This window comes from Aquimarina callyspongiae, assembly GCF_034322225.1.
Taxonomy (GTDB): Bacteria; Bacteroidota; Bacteroidia; order Flavobacteriales; family Flavobacteriaceae; genus Aquimarina.
Map to the genome: position 1 here is coordinate 264,127 of NZ_JAXLPA010000004.1, position 25,090 is coordinate 289,216.

22 protein-coding genes are annotated in these 25,090 nt (G+C 32.2%); 20 read left to right on the top strand and 2 right to left on the bottom strand.

Annotation, left to right across the window (positions count from 1 at the left end):
• Positions 1 to 159 precede the first annotated feature (159 nt).
• Positions 160 to 1,458 carry a phosphatidylserine decarboxylase gene (locus U0D62_RS17715; protein ID WP_322288663.1) on the bottom strand — a complete coding sequence of 433 codons (1,299 nt, stop codon included), beginning with the start codon at positions 1,456 to 1,458 and terminating at the stop codon, positions 160 to 162.
• A gap of 587 nt (positions 1,459 to 2,045) precedes the next feature.
• Between U0D62_RS17715 and U0D62_RS17720 the strand changes: the two genes are divergently transcribed.
• From U0D62_RS17720 to U0D62_RS17770, 11 genes are all read left to right on the top strand, one after another.
• A complete protein-coding gene (locus tag U0D62_RS17720) occupies positions 2,046 to 2,795 on the top strand; it encodes a hypothetical protein (protein WP_322288664.1) in 750 nt (249 codons plus the stop codon).
• A gap of 161 nt (positions 2,796 to 2,956) precedes the next feature.
• Complete coding sequence (locus U0D62_RS17725; protein WP_322288665.1) at positions 2,957 to 4,009, top strand: sensor histidine kinase; 1,053 nt, start codon at positions 2,957 to 2,959, stop codon at positions 4,007 to 4,009.
• Positions 4,002 to 4,775 (top strand): LytR/AlgR family response regulator transcription factor, encoded by a 774-nt coding sequence (locus U0D62_RS17730; RefSeq protein WP_322288666.1) that lies wholly within the window; start codon positions 4,002 to 4,004, stop codon positions 4,773 to 4,775. The genes U0D62_RS17725 and U0D62_RS17730 overlap by 8 nt, the downstream gene beginning before the upstream one ends.
• A gap of 338 nt (positions 4,776 to 5,113) precedes the next feature.
• Positions 5,114 to 5,698 (top strand): Crp/Fnr family transcriptional regulator, encoded by a 585-nt coding sequence (locus U0D62_RS17735; protein WP_322288667.1) that lies wholly within the window; start codon positions 5,114 to 5,116, stop codon positions 5,696 to 5,698.
• Positions 5,699 to 6,178: 480 nt separating this feature from the next.
• Entirely contained in the window at positions 6,179 to 7,195 is a 1,017-nt protein-coding gene (locus U0D62_RS17740; protein ID WP_322288668.1) for a pirin family protein, read from the top strand.
• A gap of 57 nt (positions 7,196 to 7,252) precedes the next feature.
• Positions 7,253 to 8,761, top strand: coding sequence for an amidohydrolase family protein (locus U0D62_RS17745; RefSeq protein WP_322288669.1), 1,509 nt, complete (start codon positions 7,253 to 7,255; stop codon positions 8,759 to 8,761).
• Positions 8,762 to 9,004: 243 nt separating this feature from the next.
• Positions 9,005 to 9,949: a TolB-like translocation protein gene (locus tag U0D62_RS17750; protein WP_322288670.1), complete on the top strand. Its 945-nt coding sequence runs from the start codon at positions 9,005 to 9,007 to the stop codon at positions 9,947 to 9,949.
• Positions 9,950 to 10,291: 342 nt separating this feature from the next.
• Complete coding sequence (locus U0D62_RS17755) at positions 10,292 to 11,509, top strand: serine hydrolase domain-containing protein (RefSeq protein ID WP_322288671.1); 1,218 nt, start codon at positions 10,292 to 10,294, stop codon at positions 11,507 to 11,509.
• Between the two features lie 18 nt (positions 11,510 to 11,527).
• Positions 11,528 to 12,952 (top strand): S41 family peptidase, encoded by a 1,425-nt coding sequence (locus U0D62_RS17760; protein ID WP_322288672.1) that lies wholly within the window; start codon positions 11,528 to 11,530, stop codon positions 12,950 to 12,952.
• Positions 12,953 to 13,369: 417 nt separating this feature from the next.
• Positions 13,370 to 14,164 (top strand): PhzF family phenazine biosynthesis protein, encoded by a 795-nt coding sequence (locus U0D62_RS17765; RefSeq protein WP_322288673.1) that lies wholly within the window; start codon positions 13,370 to 13,372, stop codon positions 14,162 to 14,164.
• Between the two features lie 75 nt (positions 14,165 to 14,239).
• Positions 14,240 to 14,854, top strand: a complete 615-nt coding sequence (locus tag U0D62_RS17770; RefSeq protein WP_322288674.1) for a hypothetical protein — start codon at positions 14,240 to 14,242, stop codon at positions 14,852 to 14,854.
• Positions 14,855 to 15,062: 208 nt separating this feature from the next.
• Here the strand turns inward: U0D62_RS17770 and U0D62_RS17775 are convergent, their stop codons facing one another.
• Positions 15,063 to 15,836 (bottom strand): SGNH/GDSL hydrolase family protein, encoded by a 774-nt coding sequence (locus U0D62_RS17775; protein WP_322288675.1) that lies wholly within the window; start codon positions 15,834 to 15,836, stop codon positions 15,063 to 15,065.
• 583 nt (positions 15,837 to 16,419) lie between these two features.
• Here U0D62_RS17775 and U0D62_RS17780 point away from each other — a divergent pair.
• From U0D62_RS17780 to U0D62_RS17820, 9 genes are all read left to right on the top strand, one after another.
• On the top strand, positions 16,420 to 16,791 hold the full coding sequence (locus U0D62_RS17780) for a hypothetical protein (RefSeq protein ID WP_322288676.1): 372 nt from the start codon (positions 16,420 to 16,422) through the stop codon (positions 16,789 to 16,791).
• A gap of 624 nt (positions 16,792 to 17,415) precedes the next feature.
• Positions 17,416 to 18,498 carry a S41 family peptidase gene (locus tag U0D62_RS17785; protein ID WP_322288677.1) on the top strand — a complete coding sequence of 361 codons (1,083 nt, stop codon included), beginning with the start codon at positions 17,416 to 17,418 and terminating at the stop codon, positions 18,496 to 18,498.
• Positions 18,499 to 18,688: 190 nt separating this feature from the next.
• A complete protein-coding gene (locus U0D62_RS17790; protein WP_322288678.1) occupies positions 18,689 to 19,315 on the top strand; it encodes a hypothetical protein in 627 nt (208 codons plus the stop codon).
• Positions 19,291 to 19,902 carry a GNAT family N-acetyltransferase gene (locus tag U0D62_RS17795; protein ID WP_322288679.1) on the top strand — a complete coding sequence of 204 codons (612 nt, stop codon included), beginning with the start codon at positions 19,291 to 19,293 and terminating at the stop codon, positions 19,900 to 19,902. The genes U0D62_RS17790 and U0D62_RS17795 overlap by 25 nt, the downstream gene beginning before the upstream one ends.
• 194 nt (positions 19,903 to 20,096) lie before the next feature.
• Positions 20,097 to 21,311, top strand: a complete 1,215-nt coding sequence (locus tag U0D62_RS17800) for a serine hydrolase domain-containing protein (protein ID WP_322288680.1) — start codon at positions 20,097 to 20,099, stop codon at positions 21,309 to 21,311.
• Positions 21,312 to 21,852: 541 nt separating this feature from the next.
• Complete coding sequence (locus U0D62_RS17805) at positions 21,853 to 22,866, top strand: hypothetical protein (RefSeq protein WP_322288681.1); 1,014 nt, start codon at positions 21,853 to 21,855, stop codon at positions 22,864 to 22,866.
• Between the two features lie 46 nt (positions 22,867 to 22,912).
• Positions 22,913 to 23,467 carry an imm11 family protein gene (locus U0D62_RS17810; protein WP_322288682.1) on the top strand — a complete coding sequence of 185 codons (555 nt, stop codon included), beginning with the start codon at positions 22,913 to 22,915 and terminating at the stop codon, positions 23,465 to 23,467.
• Between the two features lie 232 nt (positions 23,468 to 23,699).
• Positions 23,700 to 24,077 carry a DUF2200 domain-containing protein gene (locus tag U0D62_RS17815; RefSeq protein WP_322288683.1) on the top strand — a complete coding sequence of 126 codons (378 nt, stop codon included), beginning with the start codon at positions 23,700 to 23,702 and terminating at the stop codon, positions 24,075 to 24,077.
• Positions 24,078 to 24,157: 80 nt separating this feature from the next.
• Entirely contained in the window at positions 24,158 to 25,075 is a 918-nt protein-coding gene (locus tag U0D62_RS17820) for a leucine-rich repeat domain-containing protein (protein WP_322288684.1), read from the top strand.
• Positions 25,076 to 25,090 lie beyond the last annotated feature (15 nt).

Here is a 25,090-nt window from a genome sequence, read left to right on the forward strand (position 1 = left end):
GCAATAAAAAAGAGGATACCTATAAAGTCATTACATCCTATATGTCAGTCTGAGCTTGTCGAAGACATTTTTAGTGTCGGCAAGTTAAAAACTTCGACAGGCTCAGTTTGACATTGAAATTAGACTTTCCAGACATCCTCTTTTCTTCACACCTATTTCTTACTTATTCCAATACACTGAAGTTTGTCCGTATTGAAAATGAATTGGGATTAGTGCTGGATCTCTTTGAAACATATATAATTCTTGTGGTGGTTTTTCAAACAACATAATGATATCAGAACCTCCGAATTTAAATTTTCCAAACTCTTGTCCTTTTACTACCGTTTGTCCCTGTAGTTCGGTATACATATCTACCCCAGATACCTGGCACATCCCGATCGGTAAAATAGCCACTTTTCCTACTTCTGACCCGGCATCCATAATCAACAATCCACGGGATTGTGTAAATTCGTACCCATCTTTACCTCCATCAGGCGCATCAAACTGTCCATTAGAAGCCATATCCACATTTAGATACACTTTTCCCTGAACAGGAAGAATCTCTAACACCTCGCCACTTACTGGTGTATGAAAACGATGATAATCAAACGGACTTAAGAAATAATGAATAAAGGTACCGCCATAAAAGCTCTCTCCGTATTTGCTATACTGCAAGAGTTCATCAACTGTACCAATCGTATGCGTACCTTTTAAGGTGATCTTTTCATTTACATTTCCATCTTTGTCGATAGGATAATACGCTTTAAACGTGCAATCTGCCGGAGAAACAATGGTGGTATTATCATCAGGATCTGCTATAGGACGCAACGGAGAGATTCCGGTTTTGGGATCTGCTTGATTAAATTCTCTGTAAAAGAACTGGTTGAACGTAGTCCAGCTTTTTTCATTATCTGCATACAAAGGAAAATTATATACACTTTCGCCATGCGCATTAACATCGTCTTTAAACGATTGCAAGCTTTTCTCCGTCAGGGAAGCTTCGGTATCTAAAAACGTTCCCCACGCAGTGGCAAAACTCACCAACCAATTGGCAAATTCAGGATAGCTTTGCATGGTGTTGCCATTGGTATCCGGTTGATCCACCAACCAATAGGACTGGCAAAGCAGGTCATATACTTTTTGGTTATATCCGTTTTTGGTTCCATCACTGGTCCAGGCCGTAGGGTATTCGGGGTCTCTACTTTCGTTCGGGACCATGCGTACATACAGATCCAAGTAGTCATAATAGTCTTCTACGGTTTTCGGCCATCCTTTGCCATTAAACTCTTTGTCAATAGCTTTATACAAGTCTTCGTTTAAAGGAGGAACATTGTCGTCAGGATTACCATTTTTTGCCAGATCTACCGCTGCTTTGAGGGATTCTCCCAGGCTATTTGCCATATCCGGATTGCCATCCAGAATAGTTTTTAGTTGTTCAACAACTGCTTGGTGAGTTTCCATAGTTGTTTGTGCTTCCATAGCTAATTGATTTTTTTAGATACCTCCTACTCTTTTACAACAGGCTTTTCGGATACCGCCTTTGCACACCACTATGGAGTGCCTAACAAATATCTGACGATCTGTTAAGTTTTACTAGGGTATAAATACCTGATTACAAAAAAAATAAGTTGAAAATTCCCTTAAATGATTAGAAATAACTGATAAAATTACTTGTCATTTATAGTATCACATTGTCATTCCGTACCTAATGTGGAACCCATTTTGCAGTACTTTGCATTATGGATTTCCGCCTACGAGGGAATGACATTGCTAAACAAAAGGTTCTCAGAGAATTGAATACTAACCTAAAACATATCCCTGCTAGCGACAGTTTGCAACTGGTGCTTGTATTATTTCGTCCTGACACATATTTCTAAGTTACTTCAAATAGCTAAAAAAACAGCGCATACTACAAAAACCAGTTCAGTAACAATGAATCATTGTTTTGTTTCTCACTCTTCTTAATTCTTCCTTAGTTTTATTAAATTTTTCCTGCATTCATAAGAAACGAGTTTTTTAAGGACTATAGTGGCTATAGTTTTGAGGTAACATTAAATCTATTTACCATGAAAAACGAAAAAAAAGAACTCCTGTTTTTAAGAACATTTGCCATTACTACATCCTTAGGTATATTAGCATTTGCTTCTATAGCCTTTAAGCAAGCAGGGAACAAAAGATTTGGAACCATTGATGTTGAACGTATTAATATTATTGAAAAAGATGGAACCACAAAAATGATCATTACCAATGTAGCCGAGTTTCCTAACGATAAAGACTCTATTAATCATAGACCTACAAATGTAAAGCGTAAAAAACGTGCTGGAATGCTATTTTTTAACGAAGATGGTATAGAATGTGGCGGTTTGATATACGATGGAAAAAGGAAAGAAAATGAACATAGTTCTGGTTTATCCTTAACTTTTGATAAATATGATGGTGATCAGGCAATGCAACTTCTACATACTGATTCAAAACGAAACGGACAAAGAAGGCTTAAAAGTTCTATACGCTTTAATGATTTGCCAGAAAATTCAACACAAGCAACTACTGCAAAAGCCCATGAAGAATTGGATAAAATAACAGATAAAAAAATCTGGAGAAAAACATATAATGAATACGTAAAACAAGGTATTCTGGGGATCACAAAAAGAATGGAAGTCGGAAACCTGGGAAAAGGTAGACCAAATGGTATGTTTTTATATGATGATGAAGGTAACATGAGGGCTATGTTTTGTATCGACTCAAAAAACAATGTTCGATTAGAAGTATTTGATCAAAAAGGAAATAAAGTAAATTCCTGGCCTACCAAAAAGTAACCATTACAGATGCTATAAGGATTTTAATAAAATCCTTATAGCAATTCTTTATATTTACCATCATTATATTATAAAATAAGCCAGAATAATCAGTTTGATACCTACCGATATGATTACTTGGCAATTCCATCTGACCATTAAAAAACAATAAACATTAATAGATGACAAAAATAATCCGGTTTGTAAAAGGTAATACAACCTTTATTCTCTTTATTTTTATCTTTAGTTGGGTTTTTACACTCAAAAATAAAATTGGATTTGCAAATTCCTGGGATGATTTTGTTTTCCATCCAGATACCTCAGTATGGGTTTTTATAGAAGCTCTTTTTATATTTGTGTATATCAATTTTATAAAAAAGAGAATCGATAAAACTACTCCCGACACGATTCCATCTCTTAGTAAGTATTTGTTCTTTTTTGGAATAAGCTTTGTTAGTTATTTACTTCTCAAAAACATTTTTGGAGTATTAATTTCAGTAGTTTTTGATACTTTTTCCCGGAACTTCAGCTCGTCTTATCAAATAACCTATAGAATTTTTAATCAAATCATTGATTTTATCATTTTTGGAGGTTTTTCTTTAGCCTATTTATATTCTAAAGAAAGTACAAGCTATAAAAAAAGACTGATCAGCTATGAATTAAATAATTCTAAAAGTAAAATACAACAACTGAAAGCCCAGTTGAATCCTCATTTTTTATTTAATAATTTAAATATTCTTGACCAGCTTATTGAAGAGAATCAAGAGAAGGCCTCTGCTTTTTTAGGTCAGTTTTCTGAATTGTATCGTTATGTTCTAGGAAACGCTAATAAAGAACTTATCACTATCCAGGAAGAAATAGTATTTGCTCAAAACTATTTTGATTTAATGGAAAAAAAATATCAAGGGTATTATCAATTAGTTATTGATGACGCTATCAAGGCCACAAACACTATAGTACCTCCTTTTTGTTTACAAGTATTAGTAGAAAATGCTATCGTACATAACCTGGGAACCCTTAAAAAACCAGTAATAATTAATATTTCAGTTAAAAACGGAATAAAAGTAACCAACAATAAAATAACGCCTACTAGTAAGAAAAAAGGCAATGGTATTGCCTTAAAAAACTTGTCTGAGCAATTTCAGTTATTAACAAATTCTTCGGTAATAATAAACGAAACCAAAGATGTTTTTTCAGTTACTTTACCTTTTATAAAAACCACTAGCAATGATTAGAGTCGTAATCTTGGAAGATGAGGCACCAGCAAGAAAAAAACTAAATACCTTTCTCCAAAAAACAGAAGAATCCTTTGTTGTAGTAAAAGAAATTGAAACGGTTCATGAAGCACTAACTTTCTTTAATACAATATCTGAAATAGATCTAATTCTATCAGACATAGAGCTACGAGATGGTAATGTTTTCGAAATTTACAATCAAATAAAAGTTACTGCTCCTATTATTTTTGTAACCGCCTATGATCATTTTTGGATGAATGCTTTTGAAACTAATGGTATTGAATATCTACTAAAACCGTATTCTTTTTCTCGTTTTGAAAAAGCATTGCAAAAATTTAATTCATTAAAAAACAATTTATCGGCCACACATAATGATATATTTCAAAAAATAGACGCCTATTATCAAAGTAAGATAGAGACTCAACCAACGTATAAAGAATATATTCCTGTAAAATCGACAGGTGGTATTTACTTTTTAAAAGTTACAGATATTACTTTTATTCAATCAGATTATGGTGTTATTTTTGCTTTTGATTCCAGTAATAAAAAACACCTGTTAAATCAAACATCACTCAAAGAAATTCAAGAAATACTTAACCCAAACGTATTTTTTAAAATTAACAGAAGTGAGCTTGTTAACAAAAGTTATATCGAAAAAATAAATCGTTATACCAAAAATACCGTTGCCATTCATATTAAAGCTCACATACTAAAAACAAGTCAAAACAATACCGCCAGTTTTAATTCTTGGATAGGGATAAAATAATAGTGATTTATACATCTCCTCTAAATTAAAAATCAACAAAAGAATTAATTTTTATTACCCCGCATAAACACATCTCATATAATTTATTCCTAGTTCTGAGGCATTTGAAAGCACAAGCAAATTTCTATTCGGTTTGTATTTGTTAAATTAGTTGCTGAAATACGTAACAAAGCATAGCTGTCATTTGGTTCAGAAACGTTTGTTATATTTAACGTTTTGTGCCATAAAACACGGAACTTTAACCTATGTAAAAATGAAATAAGTATTCTAAAATCGAGATAAAAACTTAAGAACCTGTTTTTTTGATTTTTCTCTTTGTTATAAACCAATTTTAAAAAATGCATACCCAATTTATATCCTACATTCAAAAGCATTCGAAAACTCCGATTAAAGCAAATGAGATAGAACTGATCAAAAGAGTCTCTATTCCTAAATCTTTGAAAAAAAAAGAGTTCTTTCTTGAGAAAGGTAAGATATGCCGACATCTTGGTTTTATTGTAAAAGGAGCAATGAGACAGTATAGCGTTGATGATCGCGGAGTGGAACATCTAGTTCGGTTATCCGTCGAAAATTGGTTTGTTCAAGATCGTGAGAGTTTTACATTGGAGCAGCCATCATCATATTTCATCGATGCTTGGGAGAATACAAACTTACTAGTAATTACGAAAGAAAGTCTTGATAAATTAATGACTATTCCAGCCATCGCAGAAATTAGTACTTGCCTGGATGAAGTCTTTGCGATGCAAAGAAGAATAAATGCTACAATAAGTATGTCTGCCTTTGAGCGCTATAAGTATTTTGAAGATAACTATCCTGAATTCATAGGAAGATTCCCCCAACATATCATTGCATCATATTTGGGCATCACTAAAGAAACACTTAGTCGTGTTCTTAACAAAACCAAGTTTCCCCCTTTAATGTGATTTTATGTTATTGATATCTCAGACAATTGTTTGTAAAAAATGAAGGTCCGACATTTTTTTTACAATTTACTTGAGATGATGATAAGAAACACACATTCTATTGCCCTTTTTCACCTAGAAGAAAACACTAATCAGTAATAAAACATAGTTATTTCAAACATTCTACATGCTTTAGTTTGCTCGGTTTTACTAAAATTGAGTAAACCCTTTGTTAGCGCCTTTAGAAAAATTTTACTTTCTCACCTCTTCTTATTGGTTTCATAATGTTCAAATGAATTTCTTAGTTTGATTTTCAGTGGATAAAATGCTTTTATAAAACAGAAGTCATAAGATTGACAACACTCTAGTAGTATTTCATTAAAAAAATAATGTGTTTCGTTGACAAATGTCATCGTTTTTTTGTGGTGAGCTTTGATAGTTTTGCATACTAGGTATTAGTCCTATAGCTAAAATTTTGAGTAAGATAAATTTAAAGAACCAATGAGCAAAATACTAGATAAAAAGCCAATCCAGTTTCCTTGGGAGGCAGTTGATCCATTTTTAATGTGTGTGCATCATGAAGACAATTATCCCATAGGTAATGAAAATCTTGGAGTTGATTCCTCCGAACTAAAAGGTAGATCATTAGGAAATGATTTTATTAAAAAAGATGGGTATAGAATGTATAATGGAACTACTGTCCCAGGATTTCCATATCACCCTCATAGAGGATTTGAGACAATTACTCTTTTAAAAAAGGGATATATAGATCATTGTGATTCTCTTGGTGGAGCTGGAAGGTTTGGATCAGGTGATGCTGAATGGATGACTGCCGGAAAAGGAATATTACATTCAGAAATGTTTCCATTGCTTGATCAGGAAAAAAGAAACCCTTTAGAGCTCTTTCAAATTTGGATAAATCTACCAAAGAAAAGCAAGTTTGCTGATCCTCATTTTAAAATGCTTTGGAAAGAAACTATTCCTAAGATTGAAGAGGTTGATAAAAACGGTAAGAAGGTACATATCGAAGTTTATGCTGGAGATTATAAGGGAAATAAGGCCCCACAGCCAACACCAAATTCCTGGGCATCAACTCCAGAAAATGGAGTATCAATTTTTACCATAAAAATGGAGAGCGGTACACAATGGGAGCTTCCTGCGTCACTAGTACCATCAGTAAACAGGACGTTATATTTTTATCGGGGCAATTCAGTTGTGATAGATAATCAAACTATTTTAAAGAATCATATGATTCGATTAGACCCAAAAAGTCCCATTGTAATTCAAAGTGGAGTTGAAGACACCTATTTTCTTTTACTACAAGGCAAACCGATTAATGAGCCTGTAGTTGCAAAAGGACCTTTTGTTATGAATACAGAAGCAGAAATTGAAGAAGCTTATGCTGAGTTTCGGAAAACACAGTTTGGAGGGTGGCCCTGGCAAAAAGCTGAGTTGGTTCATGACCGGAAAAAGGGACGATTTGCACTATACGAAAATGGAGAAGAAGAGCTTAAATAATAGCATCTCTTGTAAAGTGTCAAAACAAAAATCTTAACCACTAAAAAATAAAATATTATGAGTCAACGAAATCTGATTAAGAATGCTAATCTAATTACAATGGCAGAAAATCAACCTATTGCAGGTCTGAACCAAATTTTAATAGAAAATGGACGTATTGCAGCAATAGATAAAGATTTAGGTATATCGGATACACCTGTTATTGATGCTCAGGGAGCAATAGTAATGCCCGGTATGGTTGATACTCATCGTCATGTTTGGCAATCTCTCTTACGTGCACAATTGGGAGACGGAAGCTTATTTGATTACATGGCAAAGATACGCTTCGGTTTCGCTCCTCAATTCACGGCTGAAGAAGCCAAATTAGGAAATTATGTTGGAGCGCTAGATGCTCTTAATTCAGGAGTTACTACAGTTGTAGATCATGCACACTTGATTAGTACACCAGATCATGCGGATGCTCTTCTATCAGGGCTGGAATCAGCGGGAATACGTGCAGTCTTTTGTTATGGTTTTGCTGATGTTTTTGATCCTGGAGAAGTTGCAGATGAAATGCGCTCATATACAACAACTTGGCGACATGAAGATGCAAAAAGAATTCGAGATTCCCGTCTATCGTCAAATGACGGACTTATTCGTTTCGGAATTGGAGGAAGTGAATTCCTTTTCGCTCCCTTGAAATATACAGAGAACGAAATTAATATTAGTCGTCAACTTGATGCGCATTTATTCTCCGTCCATGTTGCCAACGGACCATTTGCTCGTGGTACACGTTATGTATCTAGACTACTAAAACAAAGATTAATTGACGAGCGAACGCTTTTGGTCCACGGGAATGTATTAACTCAAAAAGACCTTAAACAGCTTTCCAAAGTTGGAGCATCTATATCTACTACACCTGAGACAGAGGTTCAAATGGGAATGGGTACGCCAATATGGCCAATGGCAAAAAAATCTAGAGTAGCCTGTGGGTTAGGTGCAGATGTTGTTTCTGGTAACTCTGGGGACTTATTTACTCAAATGCGACTTGCTCTTGCGACTGGAAGAATGGCCGAAAATGATAAACTTGGTAAGAGGGGAATCATGCCGGATAAATTAAACTTAACTGCAGAAGATGTATTAAGAGCCGCTACAATCGAAGGAGCCCGTGCAGCTCGTTTAGATAAGGAAATTGGTAGCATTGAAGTTGGAAAACAAGCAGATCTAATTTTTATAAAAACGGATGGCTTGCACATAGCACCGAACTTTGATCCAATTAAAACAGTTGTTATGCAGGCTGGAGTTGCTGATGTTGATATGGTTATGGTAAATGGACGTATCCTAAAATCTAAAGGAAAACTTACAATAGACAATCAACAGGAGCTAAGTGCAAAAGCTACCCAAGCTGGCTTTAGAATTGTAGAGGCTACATCAGATAAAACCATTAAAGATGCCTACATACATAATGCGACTTCCTTTCCACTTACGAGGAAAGCAGCCCTAGGTGCGCGCTTTGCAGCCTGGGCTCTTAGAGTTCCTGGATTAGATGAATTTATATTTAAAAAAATCCACTCTCGATCAAGATAAAACAAATCAACTGTTCTTTCATTTCAATTCTACTGTTAGGTATAAAATATCAATGAATTTTCAACGCGTAGGTTAAAACCCAACACGGCACACAGTAATGAGTATATAAGCAAGAGCGATTTAGTGCTTCAACTCAAATTCTGTATTTTTATCAAAATATAGTAGTTGATAGAAATAATAAGTGTTTAAATTCTGCTATTACGCTTATACAAAACAATGTAGAATATTAAATCATAAAACAAAATGAAAGTATTAGGAGTTACAATCAATGTATTTTCAATAATTGTTTTGGGTATTCTATTCTTACTTTATAGTAGTTGTAAAAAGGCGTCAACACCATTTAAAAAATTAGTTTTTGAAGAGAATAATATATCTACTGAAGCAATAGAATATGCTTCAAGCTTTTCGCCTTCAGGTACAGAAGTTTACTTTTCAAAAAGTAATGACAAATGGGGAAAAGGTAATATTAAAAGCTCAATATACTTTTCGGTTAAAAAAAACCAACAATGGTCAAAGCCAAAATTAGCATCTTTTTCTGGTCAATATGACGACAGCGCTCCCCATATTACCAATAACGGAAAAACGCTGTATTTTATTTCTCAAAGACCTTACGATGGAGTCCAACAAGCTTCACAAGATATATGGAAAGTAGAAAGAGATAAAAACAACAAATGGGGAATACCAACCAGGTTAGACACCCCTATTAACTCTTTACAAAATGAGTATTGCATCCGGACTGATAAATATGGTAACCTGTATTTTGCATCTGATCGCAATATGGGGTACGGTCAGGGCGATCTCTATATTGTTAAAAAAACAAATAACACCTATGGTTCACCAATAAATTTAGGAAATCCCTTAAATACAGAAAAAGGAGAATGGAATTTAGAAGTGAATAAAGAAGGGAATATTATCATCTTTGAAGCTTCAGAAAGAGTAGAGAACCTCTCACCTTATGGTGATCTATATATAAGTTTCAAATTAGATGGCGACTGGTCTTTTCCTCAAAATATTCAAGAAATTAATACTACGGGGAGCGACCTTTATCCAGAGTTACTTGAAGATCATAATATCTTATATTTCTCTAGTAGCGATAGCCTGAACAGTACTCAAACAAATATTTATTCTATTAAATTTGAGCATATTTATGATAAGTACAAAAAAAGTGCTGTTTTTATAAAAGATTAAAAACTAACTTGTTGCAACAAAGTGGTTAATTAATTGCCATGTTCATACAACAGAAATTTCTAACTCATTTCCTGCAAAAAGCCATACACAAATTGTTAGGAAACCAGAAGACAACTCTAAGAATATTTTAGTTTCTCTAAAACCTCTACCTATCTTTCTTCGCAACTTGCACTTTCAGAGAAATTTCCTTTTCTTTAAAATCGATTAATTATAAAATAGCCGTAGATTATACGTTTATAAACGGTTAAGTATAGGTTGGATATACGTAATGGTATGTATATTCCTAAGTTGGCAACAATTTTAGTGAAACAGTAGCCAAACAATAAACAACAGAATAACGCAATGAATAAATTAATTCTTATTGTATTTCTAACTTTTGTCATTATTTCTTGTAAACAACAACCTGAAAACACAAAAAATCAAACGAAAGACTATACATCAATAAAAGATTCTTTAACATCAAAGTTGGATATTGCAAACAGTGATGGCAAAATCGTTGGGTTCTCCGTAGCAATGGTCGACACAACAGGAATGCTATACAGTAATAGCTTTGGTTATTCTGACTTGGCCTCAAAAAAAGAATATTCAACCAAGACAGTTCAATATGTTGCTTCTGTTTCAAAAACCTTGATTGGCATTTCACTTTTCAAAGCTCAAGAATTAGGCAAACTGAATATTGATGAACCGATTAACAACTATTTACCATTTGAAGTTATAAATCCAGAATTTCCAAAAATTCCCATTACAATAAGACAACTTGCAATTCATACATCATCAATTAGGGATTCTGATATATTTTGGGAGAACAATTATTTTCTTGTCGAAAAAGACAATTTAAAAGACACAGATATTCCTGAATATTTCAACCAACCTAAAAGTAAAATTTCCATTTCAGAATTTCTTGGAGAGATATTCACCAAAAATGGAAAGTTAAATAGCAAAGAAAATTTTTCTAAAAACAAACCCAATCAAAAATTCAATTACTCAAATGTTGGTTCTACACTATGTGCATTAGTTATTGAAAAAACAACGGGAATCCCATATCAAGAATTTACTAAAAAGCATATTCTTGAACCTTTAAATATGAATTCATCGAGTTGGACAATTGAAGAGGTGGATTCAAAAAACCGTTCTACATTGTACGCGACGAATCAACAAATAATGGCAGATTACACCACAATTGACTTTCCATCGAGCGGATTGATTACATCGAATACCGATTTGGGAAAGTATTTAACTGAACTTACTAAAGGATATTCTGGAAAAGGTGCTATTTTGAGTAAAAGTAGCTACAATGAGTTATTCAAGAAACAATTAATTCCAAGTCAACTACCTGAAGGAGTGAATGCTAACGTTGGAATTTTTATGGATTATTCAAAGAGAGGAATTGGATACAGCGGTTATGACCCAGGACTTATGGCTTATATGTATTTTAATCCGAAGAGCTTAATTGGGAAAATTGTTATTATAAATACAGATACTGATTTTGATAAAGAAGTTCGTCTAACTTTAGACAAAATTTGGAATATTTTAGAGCAATACGAAACCGAACTAAACTAAATTAGAAACCAAAGCAATATGAACAAACCAATTTTATTACTAATGATTTCAATACTGGCCATTTCCTGTCAGACAAATAAAAATGAAAGCAAGAAGGGTCAGAAAATCAATCTAAACGGTAACTGGGAATATCTTGGATTTGGAAAAGCAATAACCATTGGAGACAGTATTGTAAATAGTTATCATACGTCTGTAGTTGGTAATGTTCAAACTTCTGATAACCCTACGATAGATTTTTTTAAATATTACACAGTTGACAGCTTGTCCAATGATACGATTCTGTTAAAGGACGGTGTAAAAACCTTTAAACTTTTTAGAAGCAACAAGGATTTTACAAAAAATTTAAATAAAGAATTAGCAAACGACCCTAAATACAATTTTGAGGTATTGTGGAACACATTTAATGAACAATATGTTTACTTTAAAGAACGAAATATCGATTGGAATAATATTTACAAAATATACGAGCCTCAAGTAAATTCAGATACGAAGCCTTTGGAGCTTTTCTTAATTTTCGAGAGAATGCTTGGAGAAATAAATGACAGTCATATTTCTATTGATGTGCCAAGAGAGATAGAAGACGAATATGAAAACCAGCTTTCAAACAATGAGGAAGATGAAGATGAAATTCCAGATGATTTAGATAAAAAAGTTAAAAGCTTAATTATAGACAAACATCTAAAAAAGGAAAATCATTATAACCGAGGAGATTTAAAATGGGGAATGATAAATGAAGATATTGCCTATTTACAAACCTCAAATATGATAGGTTGGGCTCATTATAATATTGCAGATAGTTTGTCAATAAAACAATTTTGGGGAGAATGGTGGAATAACCTCAACAAAGCAGACAATCATCACAATGATGTTGTAAAAGGCACTCGCTTTATAATGGATTCAATTATCAGAACGATTGGTAATCCCAAAGCCTGTATCATTGATTTAAGATTTAACGGTGGTGGATTTGATGATGTTTCAGTCGAGATACTTAACCACTTCGTAAATAAGGAAACTGACATTTGTGCTAAAAAAGTAAGATTAGGCGAAGGCTATACAGAAAAACAAACTATGACACTTTTACCATCCGAAAACATTTTTAATGGGAAATTGTACATTCTAGCCAGTCACGAAACAGCCAGTGCAGCAGAATTACTAGTTTTGGGTAGTATGGAAATTCCAAATTCAAAAATTATCGGCTCGACCACAGAAGGTGTTTTTTCGGATATTTTACATAAGAAACTTCCAAATGGCTGGAAGTACGGATTATCAAATATGGTGTACGAAAGTATGAACGAGGTAAGCTATGAAGATGTTGGAATTAAACCTGATTATGAACTCGATTATCCTGAAAATTCAAAAGACTTTTACGAGTATCTTTTTGAGGATTTAAAAGATGGAGATGATGCTATCGAAAAAGTAATTGAATTAACAGAAACGGAATAAAAACTGTTGCCAACATTGTATATAAAACATAGCAAATATAATCTTTTCGAAAGGTTTGTTTGTATTTACCTATAACGCCAAATTTTTAAATTTGGCTTAATTAAAAAGAGCAAAGTAATTAACAAAAATAAAAAATCAGCTCGTGATTAATCCGAAATGAAAGTGTTTTTAACACGCTACGTTTCATATACGGAGCCGTTAACAAACATGAAGTCAAACCTAAAACAGGTTAGTTTCTCAAAAGCCTTACCCCTACTCATCACCATAACTTGCACTTTCAGAGAAATTTCCTTTTCTTTAAAATTGATTAATTATAAAATAACCATAGACTATACGTTTGTAAACGGTTAAATATAAATTATATATACCTAACAGTACATATATCTCTAGGTTGTAGCTAATTCAAGAAAACTCTATATGGAATTAAAATACTGTCAAATAGATACATTTACAGATAAATTATTTGGAGGAAACCCAGCTAAAGTTGTACAACTTGAAATATGGTTGGAAGATGAATTACTTCAGAATATAGCCAAGGAAAATTCTGTAGACGCCACTGCGTTTTTTGTTATAGATGGAGAGGATATTGAATTAAGATGGTTTACCCCTGATTTGGAATTGGATTTATGCGGGCATGCTACATTGGCAACAGCCCACGTATTAACAGAATTTGGATTTGATAGAAAGACGATAGAATTCAACACAAAATGCGGAAAGTTGTATGTGCACGTGGAGAACGATTTGTATGTGATGAATTTACCTCAAAGAAAACCTGTAAAAGCTGAATTACCCAATTTTATAAAAGATTCATTAAACAAGCAGCCTAAAGAAGTTCTAAAATCGAGGGATTATATTTTAGTGTATGAGAAAGAAAATGATGTTAGGAACATAAAGATTGATAAAAATATATTTGATAAAGAAAATATTGATCCTGGTGGTGTTGCAATTACAGCAAAAGGTAATGAAGTTGATTTTGTATCTCGATTTTTTATTCCTCAAGCAACAATTTTTGAAGACCCTGTAACAGGCTCGTTACATGCCTCATTGACTCCTTATTGGAGCGAAACACTAAACAAAAAAGAAATGATAGCGTTCCAACTATCATCACGTCAAGGAAAACTATATTGTACGAATTTGAAAGATCGAGTTTTAATTGCTGGTAAAGCAAAAACTTACTCAGAAGGAGTAATAAAACTGGCTACAACAATGTAGAAAAAATCGAAAAGCAGGGTAACATTTTGCTCTACTACGACACATATATTAAACGTTGTACACAAGCAGAAAACTATGAAAATTAATATAACTCTTTTTTTAGTATTGATTTCCTTGACTTTATCTGGACAAAGTGAAGTAGGAATAGGTATTGTATCAATCAATTTTGACGACAAAACAAAGATTGATTTTTATGAAAGTTCAGATTTAAACAAAATTCTTAAAACAGTAGAGTTTTTTAATGATGAATCAATTAAAAGTTGGAATATCAAAAATATACAAAGTCATAAAGACTGGCTTAGACCTGAATCAATGTGGCTTGACTACGGACAATTTAGATTTAGGTGTAAAACTAAAAAGATAGATTCTTTTGAAGTTTACGTATCTGAATCTCAAACAATGTGGATTAAGATTCAAAAGTTCTGCGAATTTAAAAGTTGGGAAGATTATTTAAAAAACATGTTCAGTATTGAACGAACTGACAAGAGTACTCAGAAAATCTATTCAAGACCATTTACTAAGTCGGAAATATTAGAATCTAAAAGTGACTGTTTTAAAGTCAAACAAATGCGCAATGAATGGATTGAAATTGAAACAGCTTCTCATTGCAAATCGAAAAAGAAAATATCCGGATGGATAAAGTGGCGAGAGGGAAATAAAATTTTAATAAATTATTATACAACAAGTTAAAAAAGCCAGCGTACAACAACATATATGTGCCATAGCAGCCTAGTGATTAATCCAATGGCTGTTGTATTTTTGGTAAGGCGCAATGCTTGCTCTAAAGAAAAGTTAGCAATAATTTAAATAAACTACACGAAAGAGGAAATAATTGATTGATTTGCATTAGGGAATCATTCCAGAGGAATGAAGATACTGGTTTGCAATATAGTATCAACTATTTTGAAGGATCAGGGTCAATGAAATAGCGTTGAATTTCTTCAGCAGCAAGCTTATGGGCAAGTTCATTTGGGTGCGGATCGTTTTGGTTAACCGTTACATCTTCATCTGAATATGATTGATAGATCGGAAATAGATCTAAGTGATGAACATTTTCACTTTTCCAAAACTGATTTAATTGCTCGTGGACATCGGTAAACTTATAATCGCTATTTAGTTGAGTTAAAAAAGGAAAAGTAACCACTCCTAGTTTTCCCTTTGCCTGTTCAATGGTTGCTTTCAATTCAAGAAGATTTTGCTTCTGCTGCGTCCAATATATATTAAAATAACTCGGGACAAGGTAATCGTAGTAATTACCCACACCACTATTAGTTTTCATAAATAAACGTGCTTCCAAAAAATTTATCAGATAGCTGTTATTTCCAAAGAAACCTAAACTCTTCTGATGAGCATTAACACGATCATATAACTCATATGTTTCAGGCAATAAATATGCAATATCATTCAGATTATAGACCAATATGACTAAGTCAAACTGATAGCCCTGGGAAATCAAGCTTTTAACCAAATCAAGATGATCAATCGTTTCCAGGCCATTTATAGCCATCACGTGAATTTCAAGTTCTGGATTATTTTTTCTAATTAGGTTAGCAAAACGCTCATCAACATTCTTAACACCATGACCTATAGTAAAAGAATCTCCGATAAAAGTAATTCGCCTTTTTCCCTGAGTAACTTTATACTGATAATCTATATTATCTCGGGCTTTCATATTATTTAAATGATAATAACGTTTGAACCACTTTTTCGTAACTTTCGTAAGAGCAAACGAATCCGTAGTATCCACATAAAATCTATAATAGCTCTCACCAATAATAAAAATGAATGAAACTAAAAAGGCCAAAAGAGTTACGTTCCATATAATCAATTGTATTGTTTTATACTGATTTAACCTTGATCTTAAATGAACGAGTAAATAGAGTATAAGTAGAAAAAGCAAGCATATAAGTAATGCTGAGATAAAGAAACCATCAAATCCTCCCATGATAGAATCAAAAATATAAAAATGATTTGACTCAAGGCAGTCAACTCCACTATTTTCACAACATTAGTTTTTATAACCATTTTTGCTGTTAAGGAATTTGAGTTAGGAGTACGAAAAAAATTGACACTGACCCGATTCACAAAAGGAATTAAACAACTACTAACAAAAAATAAAGCTAATACTTTCTAGCTCTCAATTGTAATTGAGACTTCAGAGCACTATCTTTATTAACAATTATCGAGATACTCGGATTATAAATATTTTTCTAAAAGTATGGTATTGGAAAATATTCAGAACAAATAAAAATATCTTGCCTACAAAATCGGAAATGGTAAATCCAAAAATGGAATATGAGACTATGTCAGGAGCTTTCATATGGGAAGATGAAGGTTTGTGGGATACTCACCATCATTTTGCTTGGACATTTAGACATGTGATTCACCATAGGACTAAATTAGTTATGGGGCCACAAAATAATATCGAATCTTTAAGCTCTGGTAACTTTGACAAACAAGTATTTGAATTAGCCAAAAAGTATTATCCTGACTGGATTGGATTTGATGAACCGAGATGTTCATATAACCCTAAATTAGCTGAAAGAATGATAAGGATCATAAAAGTTGCTAATTGGAGAATTGATAAATTAATGAAGAAGATAAAAACAATTGCTAAAACTATGTAAAAATGCATTAAAATGCATTTTATACTAACCTTTGACAGCAATTATAAAGTAAGTTAAAAAATGGAATAGATTACCTAATAGAACTTTAATATTATATAAAAATTAATAAAATTGATTTATAGTGATCATTCGATAGCAAGTGCAATTATTCTTTTTGGTGCACTGCAAGGAATGTTACTAATTTTATTCCTTCTTAAAAAAATAGAAACCCATTAACATATAGGTTTTTCTCATTATTTTTCTTTTCATTGGTATATCTAAATTTATGGTACGCCTTATATTTTATGGGGATACAAGAAATTTATGGATTATCAACAATTGGTATTCCTTATCCCTATGAATTTTTAATAGGTATTGGGTTTTATTTTTACATAAAGAGTTATGAGAAATCTGAACCTTCTATTTACAAAAAGGAGTTTTTTTGGTATATCCCTGCTCTTATCTAAGCGCTATTAGAGGTTTATTTCAATTCAATTTTCAAAAAACATACGGGTATAACATCCTATGAATATAAAAAAAGGTTATAAAAAAGTGCAGGATTCTTCTTTCTGGACTTCTAGCTGTCTTTTTCATGGGGTAATTCTGTTTGCGCAAATTACTTTTGAGCCATTAATACTTTACACTATGAAAAAAATAATTTATTTCTCTTTAGCCTTTATTGTCATGCTCTTATCATTTGCGCAATGTAAACGTAGTACCAATTTGGCAAATCAAGAAATTGAACAAAACTTAACCGTTCAAGACAGTATTCAATTTTTTTCTGATAGTCTATTTTCCATGTTAAAGGAAAACTATCTATATAAAGATAAGGTTCCTTGGAATGAGATAAAAACGCGCTTCGAAAAAAATGCCTCAAAACATACTACATTCGAAAATTCTCTTAAAGAGAGTAGAGATGCCTTTGATTCTATTGGATGTGACCATTGCATGCTCTTTTCTGAAAACGGATACTACCCTGCGAGCCCAAAAAAACAGCTCTTATATAAAGATTATAGCTATGAATTTAGTTTAAAACACTCAGAAGGAGTTAAATTCTCTGTTTCCAAGCTAGGCAATACATATGGCTATATCGAAATGCCAGGAATGCTTTTATTAGATCTATCTCAGGAGGAACTTAATGCAAAAACACAAGAGATGTATGACCAAATTGTAATGCTAGACAAAAACAACGATTTAAAAGGCTGGATTATAGATTTAAGATTCAACACTGGAGGAAACTCTTACCCCATGATTAATGCCCTACATTATTTATTGGGAGATAAAGTAATATACAATGAATTAAATATTAATAAAGAGATTGAAAAGGTGAATAAACTAGAAAATGGAAAGTTCTATTCTGGAGAAAAAGTGGAAACCGAAATAAAGACAACCAGCAAAAACCCTGATGTTAAAATTCCAGTAGCTCTAATCATAGGGAATTGGACAGCCAGTGCTGGAGAAACGGTTATTCTAGGATTCAAAGGTAGGGAAAATGTAATTACAATAGGAGAACCTACCTATGGCCACCTCACCGCAAATAGTTTATTTGAATTGCCTTTTAAAGTCCAGGCTCCTTTAACAACTGGGTATTTAGCAGATATGTATGGGGATTATTCTGAAAATTTAAGCCCAGATCTTCATGTAAAAGAAGAAAAAAACAATTTTGAAAACCTTCTAGAAGATCAAAATATTATTGAAGCTATTAAGTTTATTGAATCCAAAAATTAAAAGCTGCCAACAACGTTTATAAGTAATAACGATTTGAGTCTTAACTCGAGTCGTTATTCTTTTTATTTTGTAATTTACTGTCCGAAAAGTAAAGAATATAAACTCGCTACTACTCATACATAAGGCCGTTGTAGGCTATGAAGAATAAAAATCAAATCTATATTCTGCTGTTTGATTAAATAATGAATAAATGAATCAACCAATAATTTGTTTTGAAGGTCCAAGTGGAATAGGGAAAACAACAATGTGTGAATTGCTATCAAGCAAATACAATACAGTTCCTGAAGTGAATTCGCTCTTTAAAAGAACTGATAAAGAGCCAAGACTCTGGTACTATGAAAGACAGTTAGACAGGTATAGGTTATGTGAAAAATCAAATAAAAAATCAATTTTGGATGGAGACATCTTCCAACCAATATGGTACAATTGGGTTTGTAATTATCCATCAAATTTTGCATCTAAAAAAGAAACTCATAAATTCTACAAGACTAAATTGTCCGAAGGTGAAATTGCTTTTCCAGATTTATACATAATATTCTATTGCGACGAAAAACAACTGCATATTAGAAAAGAAAAGGACAAAACAAGGAAGCGAAGAAATTTTGAAAAACATTTAAAGATTATAGAGCCGCTAAAAGAATATTATAGATTCTTACAAAAAGAAACTGATTTAGAAATGGAGTTTGTTGAATATGATAATATTGAAATGGTAGAAAAAAAGATATTGAGTTATATTAATAATTCTTATAAATTGAAAATTGAACCATTGAAAACATTTCAACAGATAGAAAATTGGATAAACTCAAAGAAAAAATAACACAGCCTACAACAACGTGTATGTGGGGCGTTAGCAACAAGGAAAAGAAGATGTTTGTTATAAAACCACGAGAGATTAAAATGGAATTAAAAACAGAAAAAATTCTCCTTCGAGAAATTGAAGATTCAGACATTAACAATATTTTTAACGGACTGTCAAATCCTGACGTTATAAAACATTACGGAGTTAGTTTTAGTAGTTTAGAAGAAACAAAAGAGCAAATGAAGTGGTTTGCAAACACCAAACAGAAGTGGTTTGCAATATGCTCAATTGACAACAAAGAGTTTTATGGTGCTGGCGGCCTCAATGACATTTCTAAAGAACATAAAAAAGGAGAAATAGGACTTTGGCTTCTCCCTGAATATTGGGGAAAAGGCATTATGAAAGAAGCAATGCCACTTATCTGCAATTACGCATTTGACAATCTAAAACTTCATAGAATTGAAGGATTTGTTGACTCTGAAAACAAAAATTGTAAAAGAGCAATGTCCAAACTTGATTTTGTATTTGAAGGAACAATGAGAGATTGCGAAATAAAGAATGACAAGTTTATCAGTGTAGATATCTTTGCAAAAATAAAAAAATGAGAGTTCTGTTCTTTGAGCAGGCTACACCAAAACAAAGTTTTGACGTTTATTGAACTAAAAATTAAAAGTAAAAATGTTTTTTTTGACTTAGTGTAAATCTGATAGTTAGTGCTTCAAGTCTGCTCTACTTTACATACACAGAACGTTACAGCCAATCATCCGAAACACTTTACAGTTAGTCAAGCCACACTAAAATGAGGAAAAAAATAAAAATTATATTTCTTACAATACTTACAGTAGTTTTGGTACTCTTGGGACTTCTTTCTATTCAATATACACCTACCTACGTTTATCGACTCATAACAATGAATGTAGCTGATGTTTATGATTATAAAAAATTTGAAAATCATAAAGTTCAAGCAGCAGAAAGTGCCAATACATTTATTGCGCAGCCTAAAGAGAAATATATCGAATCATTATTTGAGGAACTAGTAACTAAAACTGGATTTAATAGCTTCGAAGAATGGGCTATTCAATCTCAAACTACTGCACTTATTGTTATACAAAAAGATACAATCATTTATGAAAAATATTATAACGGTTTTAGTAGAGATTCCTATTTCCATTCTCAATCTGTAGCAAAATCGTTTATATCGTTTTTGATTGGAGCTGCGATTGATGATGGCATAATCAAAAGTGTAGATGACCCAATAACAAATTATATCCCTGAGTTATTAGAGCGAGATTCGAGCTTCAAAAAAATAACCATCAAACATTTACTTGAAATGCGTTCTGGGCTTGAATACAATACCAGTCATATACCCTTCACTAACATTCATTCTCCTTGGCATGATGAAGCGGTTGGATACTACCACCCCAATGTTAGAAAGTTATTACTTAAGAATGTAGAAATTTCATCCGAACCAGGAAAAGATTTTCAATATTCTAATTACAATACAAGTTATTTGGGATTGATTCTTGAAAGAGCAACTAATTTAACTGTATCCAATTATCTGGAACAAAAATTGTGGTCAAAAATAATGGAATATGATGCACTTTTTTCTATAGATAGTAAAGAATCTAGTTTTGAATATATGCCAAGTCGTTTGATTGCCAGAGCGATTGATTATGCACGTTTTGGTCAGCTTATGCTCAATGAAGGAAATTGGTATGGTAATCAGATTATATCAAGAGATTGGGTACGGGAGTCTACTCAAGAAAATAAATCTATTCCTAGAGATGTTTATCCAAAATGGTTTGGAAGAAGCGACAAAAGAATTTATTACAATTACCAATGGTGGGGTCATGTAAATAAAGATGGCACTTTCCATTTTTATGCAAACGGAAATCTCGGGCAGAATATTTATATTATCCCGCATAAGGAAACTGTAATTGTCCACTGTGGTAATTCACTTCAATATTATAGTAGTGATTTTGATTTATGGAATGTTGCTTTACTATTGAATTAGGATGAAAATAAAAACTGGTTGTAACAATATGCATAAATAATAGCGGTTTAAGTGATAAAGCCAAAGTATAAACATAAAACAAGGTCGATCATTGCTAAACTAAACTCTATTATTCAAAGAATCGCACGTTCAAAAAATATTACTTCTGTGTTAAACACTTTTCAATTTAATAACCAGGCTTTCATCTATAACGAAGACAATAGTTTTTTAACAAATGGTTACAATTTAATGGATGATGTAATGACGGAACTCCATAGAAATTAAATACCTCACTATTATATCGTTGATGAAATTTAGGTTTCTGCGTGTATAATGACCTTACTCTACGTTTTTTCTTTTTGATTTTATTAGAAGTAATTTATCTAAAATCAAACTTAAGAAGTATATAATTAATTGTCTTATTCATACAACAAAAATCCTGACTGATTTTCCACAACAAGCCATACACAGACCGTTATGAGAAGTCACAAATGGATATCACTGAAAACAGTGTAGTCTACAATAATTAAATTCGCTTCTTTTGAGACAAACAATTTAAAAAATGAGTACTTTAAAAAATGAATTTGAAATTTCATTAAAAAACTATACTGGAAGTAAAAAAGAGTTATTATCAGTTGATCATTTTACTTCTATGCTTTTAGAAGAGCTTCCGGTTCACTTTAAGAATTGGATGAATCCAGAACTTACTGGTGAACCTGCTATAGAACCTATTTCAAAAATTGGAATTGAAGTTGATAGCGCTGGTTATGTATACTCCTCTTTATATAGCGAAAAAGGATTGTGCATGGTTAGTGAGGGTAGCAGTCCTAATTTGTTTGATTGGGGATTAGTCAGTGTAGATGAGGAAGATTATGCATTTGAAAAAAGGCAAAACCTAATCGCTCAATTTTTAGCCCTTTGTTATAAAAAAGCATTACCAAAAGCTTGTAAATCGCAAGAATTTTTAAACCTGCCTCGTGCAGAAAAAGTACTTTTTAGTGTGGGGGCACATTCTGGTTGGGAATGTGATGAATTGTATACCTATGAAGGAGAAAGAAATGAAATAGACTATGGAAATATAAGGTTAAAACGATTGCATAATGCTGCATATTGTTACACCCAACCAGGAACAATAGAAAATAAATTTATGAATCATTTAAATGATATTGATATTCATAAATGCTCAGATGAATTAATACCTGTTTTTAAAGAATTTTTATCCTGGTTGTCTGAACAACAGATAAAACCCGTAGATAGAATAGCTATTGCCTGGTCATCTAACTTTGATAAAGAAAGTGCCTTTGGTGGTATTTCTGAAAAAACTGTATACAAGTGGCCTTCTACTTTTAACTTTTCGAAATGGTTTTCTAATGAACGTCCTAAAAATTTAGATGATGATAATCTTACTAGTGTTAGACATGCTGTTACAAATAAAATTGCAGAAATTGCGTGTTTAGCAGCAGAGAGCTTCACTGAGTTAGATGTTTTTAAAAACCTATCAAAAACTGATCAGTTCATAATGAGAGTACAGAATCGAACTGCTGGAGCTCCACCTATTTTCTATCCGTTTAAATAAATCTAAAAATTAAAATTTTAATTGAGTAAATATGTATTGGATACTAATGAGCGAAAGATCGGATGAGAAAGAATTAGAAATAGACGGAATCCCAAAAATTGTTGAAGACTTGGATTTAAACTTTGATTACGGTATTAATATGAACAAATCAATCCCCGTCATAGATATATTGTATTCAGTAAATGGTGGCAAATCAAAAACAGATAATATTGTTGTAGCTCCTCGTATTGGTTTATTAATTAATAAAAAAGTTAGAGATATATTAGATTCATTAAACATCAATAATATTGAATATTACTCCACCAGACTTATTAATAAAAGTAATGATGAAATTGACGAAGATTATAAAATTGCAAACATTATAGGGCAAATTGAGTGTGTTGATAAAAAAAACTCAGAACTCGAATTTTATGCAGATGGTGAAATTGAATTTATTGATAAACTCGTTCTTAATTTAGAAAAAGATAAACATTATGGGCATATATTCAGGTTGAGTGAATTTTTGCCTTTAATAGTTATCAGCAATTCGCTGAAAACAAAAATAGAAGAAGAAAAAATTACAGGATTTAAAATATATGCACCTAAAGATTTTTGTTTATAAAAACTTCGTTAGTTTGAGTATTTTTATATACTGTATTATTACGCTAAGCTTATAAAAGTTCTTATTCTCAAAAACCCCTACCCTTACCCATTTTCACAACTTGCACTTTCAGAAAAATTTCCTTTTCTTTAAAATATTAATTACTGAATAACTTTAGATTATACACATATAAAGTATTATATCTACTTGTGTACATATTCCTATGTTAGATCTAATTTAAAATCGTAAAAAAATGAAGGTTACAGCTGAAAAAAACGAAAAAGTTGCTAATATGATCTTTGCATCTATTTACCCTCTTTATTGGAATAGATTGGAGAAGCATGGTAGAACAAAAGAAGAGTTTCATCAAGTAATTGAGTGGTTAACTGGTTTTGATGAAGATAAATTACAAACACTTATCGAAGATAAAGTAACGTTTAGAACGTTTTTTGAAAAAGCAAATATCCATCCCAATGCACACATGATTAAAGGCGTTGTTTGTGGTTATCGAATTGAAGAAATAGAAGATGAATTTGAAGTGTATAAACAATGTAGACGTATGGAAAAGCTGATTGATGAATTGGCAAAAGGTCGTAAAATGGAGAAAATTTTGCGAGAAGAAAAGAAATAAAAACTAACGCTAACAAGTTGTATAGTGATACCTTGAGGAATACGCGCCATACACAAACGTTACACACAATTTGCAAAAACATGAAGTCGATTCAAATACTAGTTCTGATTTTATTACTTCCGTTAACTGTAATTAGCCAGAATAAAAAATACACATCTTTCTTAACCGCTCTTCAAGAACCTGAAAAGGTAAAATGGCTTGATTTGGACTGTAAAGAATTGACTGATTTATCTAGTAACATAAAAAAATTGCCAAATGTAAATTCTTTCTACCTGACTGATTGTAAGTTAAAAGAAGTCCCAGAAGGTATAGAGGGTTTAAAGAACCTAACGTTACTAAATCTTCAAGGAAATAATTTATCATCTTTACCTGATAGATTAGTAAAATTGCACAAGCTTTCTGTTATAAACATGCGTAATAACAGCTTTAGTACTTTACCCAAAATACTGACAAGTTTTTCTAATCTAAGAGAGATTGACTTAGCTGAAAACCATAAATTAGATTTTGAACAAGCCTGTAAGGTTTTATCAGAGGTGAAAAATTTAGATTTCCTATATCTGAGTAGAAATAAACTAACAGCACTTCCTTCTGGAATATCTACTTTAAAAAAATTAAAAGAACTTCATTTAGAAAACAATCCTGATCTTAACTTTGAACAAGCCTTTGAAGTTATGTCTCAAGTCAAATCATTACGGATTCTTGTAATCGCTGATAATAATTTGAATAAAATTCCTCAGAATATTGACTTTCTTCAACAAATTGAAGGTTTGGTACTTGACAATAATCCCAATATTCAAATAGAAGATTTAGCCCACCGGATTCAAAACTTAACAAATTTAAAAGTCCTTTTATATCGAAATAATAACGTAGAACATTTACCAGATAACTTGAGCAAGTTTTCATCTCTCAAATTACTAGAACTAAGTAATAACAAGTTTTCAGAAAAAGAAAAATCACGCATCATTAGCGGATTACCAGACACAAAAATAATATTCTAAAAACTGTGTGTAATT

Excerpts from the sequence above, each read along its gene's own strand:
- U0D62_RS17815 (WP_322288683.1), top strand. The coding sequence starts at position 23,700 with ATGAAGGTTACAGCTGAAAAAAACGAAAAAGTTGCTAATATGATCTTT.
- U0D62_RS17775 (WP_322288675.1), bottom strand. The coding sequence starts at position 15,836 with ATGAAAGCCCGAGATAATATAGATTATCAGTATAAAGTTACTCAGGGA.
- U0D62_RS17755 (WP_322288671.1), top strand. The coding sequence starts at position 10,292 with ATGAATAAATTAATTCTTATTGTATTTCTAACTTTTGTCATTATTTCT.
- U0D62_RS17820 (WP_322288684.1), top strand. The coding sequence starts at position 24,158 with ATGAAGTCGATTCAAATACTAGTTCTGATTTTATTACTTCCGTTAACT.
- U0D62_RS17770 (WP_322288674.1), top strand. The coding sequence starts at position 14,240 with ATGAAAATTAATATAACTCTTTTTTTAGTATTGATTTCCTTGACTTTA.
- U0D62_RS17745 (WP_322288669.1), top strand. The coding sequence starts at position 7,253 with ATGAGTCAACGAAATCTGATTAAGAATGCTAATCTAATTACAATGGCA.
- U0D62_RS17740 (WP_322288668.1), top strand. The coding sequence starts at position 6,179 with ATGAGCAAAATACTAGATAAAAAGCCAATCCAGTTTCCTTGGGAGGCA.
- U0D62_RS17765 (WP_322288673.1), top strand. The coding sequence starts at position 13,370 with ATGGAATTAAAATACTGTCAAATAGATACATTTACAGATAAATTATTT.
- U0D62_RS17805 (WP_322288681.1), top strand. The coding sequence starts at position 21,853 with ATGAGTACTTTAAAAAATGAATTTGAAATTTCATTAAAAAACTATACT.
- U0D62_RS17800 (WP_322288680.1), top strand. The coding sequence starts at position 20,097 with ATGAGGAAAAAAATAAAAATTATATTTCTTACAATACTTACAGTAGTT.
- U0D62_RS17725 (WP_322288665.1), top strand. The coding sequence starts at position 2,957 with ATGACAAAAATAATCCGGTTTGTAAAAGGTAATACAACCTTTATTCTC.
- U0D62_RS17790 (WP_322288678.1), top strand. The coding sequence starts at position 18,689 with ATGAATCAACCAATAATTTGTTTTGAAGGTCCAAGTGGAATAGGGAAA.
- U0D62_RS17810 (WP_322288682.1), top strand. The coding sequence starts at position 22,913 with ATGAGCGAAAGATCGGATGAGAAAGAATTAGAAATAGACGGAATCCCA.
- U0D62_RS17720 (WP_322288664.1), top strand. The coding sequence starts at position 2,046 with ATGAAAAACGAAAAAAAAGAACTCCTGTTTTTAAGAACATTTGCCATT.
- U0D62_RS17730 (WP_322288666.1), top strand. The coding sequence starts at position 4,002 with ATGATTAGAGTCGTAATCTTGGAAGATGAGGCACCAGCAAGAAAAAAA.
- U0D62_RS17785 (WP_322288677.1), top strand. The coding sequence starts at position 17,416 with ATGAAAAAAATAATTTATTTCTCTTTAGCCTTTATTGTCATGCTCTTA.
- U0D62_RS17735 (WP_322288667.1), top strand. The coding sequence starts at position 5,114 with ATGCATACCCAATTTATATCCTACATTCAAAAGCATTCGAAAACTCCG.
- U0D62_RS17750 (WP_322288670.1), top strand. The coding sequence starts at position 9,005 with ATGAAAGTATTAGGAGTTACAATCAATGTATTTTCAATAATTGTTTTG.
- U0D62_RS17760 (WP_322288672.1), top strand. The coding sequence starts at position 11,528 with ATGAACAAACCAATTTTATTACTAATGATTTCAATACTGGCCATTTCC.
- U0D62_RS17715 (WP_322288663.1), bottom strand. The coding sequence starts at position 1,458 with ATGGAAGCACAAACAACTATGGAAACTCACCAAGCAGTTGTTGAACAA.